This is a genomic window from Dokdonella sp. (assembly GCF_036518555.1).
In the GTDB taxonomy this organism is placed as follows: Bacteria; Pseudomonadota; Gammaproteobacteria; order Xanthomonadales; family Rhodanobacteraceae; genus Dokdonella_A.
Genome location: NZ_DATDMY010000275.1, coordinates 1 through 3,888, shown reverse-complemented (window position 1 = coordinate 3,888; position 3,888 = coordinate 1). Strand labels below are relative to the sequence as shown.

General features: G+C 70.7%; 3 protein-coding genes and 1 pseudogene. 2 read left to right on the top strand and 2 right to left on the bottom strand.

The features are described from left to right. Positions 1-313, top strand: a pseudogene (locus VI238_RS15080) (transcriptional regulator); the annotation flags it as partial. Positions 314-382: 69 nt separating this feature from the next. Here the strand turns inward: VI238_RS15080 and VI238_RS15075 are convergent. After that, positions 383-1,531 (bottom strand): serine hydrolase, encoded by a 1,149-nt coding sequence (locus VI238_RS15075; protein ID WP_331652812.1) that lies wholly within the window; start codon positions 1,529-1,531, stop codon positions 383-385. Between the two features lie 137 nt (positions 1,532-1,668). Here VI238_RS15075 and VI238_RS15070 point away from each other — a divergent pair, with 137 nt between their 5' ends. Then, a complete protein-coding gene (locus VI238_RS15070) occupies positions 1,669-2,799 on the top strand; it encodes a dipeptidase (RefSeq protein WP_331652810.1) in 1,131 nt (376 codons plus the stop codon). 117 nt (positions 2,800-2,916) lie between these two features. Here the strand turns inward: VI238_RS15070 and VI238_RS15065 are convergent. Next, the coding region (locus tag VI238_RS15065; protein ID WP_331652808.1) for a hypothetical protein at positions 2,917-3,888 on the bottom strand (972 nt) is incomplete at its 5' end.

The following is a 3,888-nucleotide window of genomic DNA, read 5'->3' as shown; positions in this document are numbered from 1 at the left end:
CGAGGCTCGCATCGCTGCACTGCGTGCTTCGCTCGAGGGCGGCGGCGACTGGCCCGATGCCTGGCTCGATGTCGCCGTGCTCGAGCTCGCGCGCGGCGCGCGCCCGGCCGCGCTCGATGCGCTGCAGCGCGCGGTCGACGCGGGCTATCGCGACCGCGCCTACCTGCAGACGTCGGCGCTGTTCCGTCCGCTCGCGAACGAACCGCGCTTCGCCGCGAGCCTCGACGCGATCGCCCGCGCGGTCGCGCACGAGCGCGAGGTCGTCCTCGCCGAAGGCCTGGTCGATCGGGCCGGCGGCGACGGCAAGCCCTAGGAACGTCCAGACCCTGCCGCGCGGCTCGTCTGGCCCGTACACGCGGCGGCCAGGACGCCCGGGGTGCTCCTACGTGCCGCCCTCGCGGCGCGGCCGCGGCATCGCCTTGAGCACGAACTCGCGGAAGATCTCCTGCGACTGCGGGTGCGCGTAGCGCTGGTTGTACGCGCTGCTCGTGATCACCGCGACGAGCTGCCGCGCGGGCATCGCGAACACGTAGTTGCCGCCGTTGCCGGACATCGCCCAGACCGGCTCGTCCTTGCCGTCGTGCGCGAAATGGAAGCGCCAGACGAGATAGCCGTACTCGGCGTCGTCGCGCGCCTGCGCGTGCGGGGTGAGCATCGCCGCTATCCACGCCTTCGCGATCACCTGCCGGCCCTGCCACGCGCCCTCGGCGGCGAGCAGCTGACCGATTTTCGCCGCGTCGCGGCTGCGCAGGCGCACGCCGCCGCCGCCCATCGCGATGCCCTCCGGGGCGAAGGTCCACTGCGCGTGCGCGATGCCGAGCGGGCGCTCGAGCACCTCGGCGGAGAACGCATCGAGGTGGCGGCCGGCCGCGCGCTCGACCAGCGCGCCCGCGACATAGGCTCCGGCGGTGCAGTACGCGAACGCGCGTCCGTAGGGACTGTCCGCGGGCTTCTTCATCCACGGCGCGAAACCCTTGATCGGCAGGTCGAGCGCGAAGCGCAGCCAGTCCTCGCTCACGTACATGCGCTCCTCGTTGCCGCTCGAGAACGCGTTGTCGTCGTCGCATTCCCACAGCGAGCTCATCGTCAGGAGGTCCTCGAGCGTGAACGCATCCTTGCGTGGGTCCGGATGGAGGAACGGCTTGCGGTCGGCGAAGTAGGGGTACACCTTCGCGCGCACGTTGGCGATCAGGCCACGCTCGATCGCGGCACCCGCGAGCAGCGCGGTCAGCGTCTTCGACGCCGAGCGCATGTCGTTGGGCGCGTCGCGGGCGCCGCCGTTGAAATACGCCTCGTAGACGAGGCGGCCATGGTCGGCGACGACGATGCTCGTGATGCCCTTGTAGGTCGCGTCCGCGATCTTCGCTTCGACCCCCGCGAGCGCGTCGGCATCCCAGCCGAGCGCGGCCGCATCGGCCACGGGCCAGCCGTCTTCGGTAGGCACGGGCGAGTGGTAGGCGGCATCGGCGGCGCCGATGCCGCCGGCCCACACGAACGCGAACAGCACGCGGGCGAACGAACGGATGTGCATATACTTCTCCACGACCGGGGTGTCGGTGCAGTCGGCCACGCCCCGCTCTGAAGTGCCTGAAGTCCGAATGAAGATTTCTGAAGGCGCCGCCGCATCGCACGCTTGCGGCGCTCGGCCGATCAACGCGAGGTAGGACCATGCCCTTCCCGACCGGCCGCCGCGCCTTTCTCGCGACCTGCGCCGCCGGCGCCGCATCGGCGGCGTGGCCACACGCGTTCGCCGGCCCCACGGCGACGACCTGGCCGCGCTACCGCGATGCGCTCGTCGTCGATGCCTGCGCGTCGCCGGGCCGGCCCGAGCGCGAACCGCATCCGCTCGACGCCGCCGAACTCGCCGACATCCGGGCCGGCGGCGTCACCGCGATCAACTTCACGGTCGGCTCGGTCGGCAGTTACGACGACGACTTCGAGCAGACGCTGCGCAGCATCGCGTTCTGGGACGCACAGGTCGCCGCGCACCCGGATGCGTTGCTCAAGGTCGTGCGCGGCGCGCAGCTCGACGAGGCCAAGCGCAGCGGCCGCCTCGGCATCGTGTTCGGCTTCCAGGACACGACGATGTACGGCGAGAACCTCGAGCGCTTCGACGTGTTCCACGACCTCGGCGTGCGCATCGTCCAGCTCACCTACAACCGTCGCAACCTCGTCGGCGACGGCTGCCTGGAACCCGGCAACGCCGGGCTCAGCCGGTTCGGACTCGAACTCGTCGCGCGCATCAACGAGCGCAGTGCACTGGTCGATCTCAGCCACTGCGGCCAGCGCACCACGCGCGAAGGCATCCTCGCTTCGCGGCGGCCGGTCGCGATCACCCATTCGGGCTGCGCCGCGGTCGCCGGATCGCCACGCAACAAGCGCGACGAGGAACTGCGCCTGCTCGCCGAGCGCGGCGGCGTGGTCGGCATCTACGTGATGCCCTATTTGCGCACGCAGGGCCAGGTGCAGGCCGACGACGTGATCCGCCACCTCGAGCACGCGCTCGACGTCTGCGGCGAGGACCACGTCGGCATCGGAACCGACGGCACGACCTCGGGCGTCGAGATCACCGCGGCCTACAAGAAGCAGTTCGCCGACGAGATCGCCGAGCGCGCCCGACGCGGCATCGCCGCGCCGGGCGAGCGCGCCGATTCGTTCACGTTCGCCCCCGATCTCAACACGCCGACGCGCTTTGAGCGCCTCGCGCTGCTGCTGTCGCAGCGCGGGCACTCCGACGCGCGCATCGAGAAGGTCCTCGGCGCGAACTTCGCGCGCCTGTTCCGCGACGTCATCGCCTGAAAAGGCGCGCGCCCGCGAGGCGGGCGCAGTGCTTCGGCGGCTGGCGGAGGGAGTCTGCGCAGCCAGGCCTGGCACCTACGCGACGCCGAGAGGGCGGCGCCGCGCAGCGGAAAACCGTCAACCGTCGAAACCGTCGCCGAACAGCGCGTCGCCGGCCGCGGGCGCGACGTCGAAGTGCACCGGCACGATCGCCGGGTGCGTGCGATGCATCGGGTCGTTGCTGAACACGCAGATCGACGCGGCGTAATCGCCCGGCGCGAGCGCGGTCGCGTCGAACGTGACGTCGTAGACGCCGAACGGCGCACCCGGCTCGAGCGATCCGCTCGCGGTGGACAGCGACAGCCACGGCGCGTCGAGCGGCTGGGTGCAGTCGCCGCCGGCTTTCGCGATCGCGAGCGCGAACAGCTGGCGATGGTCGCCCGAAGGCGCGATCGGCGTCGGCGTGCCGGTCACCGGATCGATCGTCGCGACGGCAGCGGCGCCGTTAGCGTCGTACGAGGTCCAATAGAGGACGCCCGTCGCGCGATCGAACTTGATGCTTTGCGCGAACTTCGCATCGACGCCGAGCGGGCCGACCACGCTCGCGGCACCGGTCGCCTTGTCGATCGCGAGCAACGTGTCGTTGAGCGTGTCCAGGCCGTACATCGCGCCCGACTGGTCGATCGCGATGTCGGCGATCGTCGTCGACGTGCCGACGTCGACGCGGCCGACGAAGGTCGCGACGGCGCTCTGACGGTCGATCGTGTAGAGGCCCGACCAGCCGTTGGTCGCGTTCGTCACCGCATACAGCGCGCCGCTCGCGGGATCCCACGCAACACCCCACCACTGTTCGTTCGGCTGCACCATCTGCGGCACCGGCCAGCCGACCAGTGTCTTCGTGCCGTCGGTGGTGTCGAGCGTGTAGAGCTCGTTGTAGTAGTAGTCGACCATCCATTCGCGACTGAAATCGTCGTCGACGAAGTCGCCGCCCGCGATGTTCATGCCCGCGAGGTCGATGTCCGGCAGGATCACGTGCGCGTTCGCGGCGTCCGGCGCGAACAGGTCGAGGCCGATGTAGTCCTGCGCCCCGGTGCTCGTGTCGAGCTGCAC

What these genes read in the sequence shown, in the direction of transcription:
- VI238_RS15075 (WP_331652812.1), bottom strand. Translation starts at nt 1,531, where the DNA reads ATGCACATCCGTTCGTTCGCCCGCGTGCTGTTCGCGTTCGTGTGGGCC.
- VI238_RS15070 (WP_331652810.1), top strand. Translation starts at nt 1,669, where the DNA reads ATGCCCTTCCCGACCGGCCGCCGCGCCTTTCTCGCGACCTGCGCCGCC.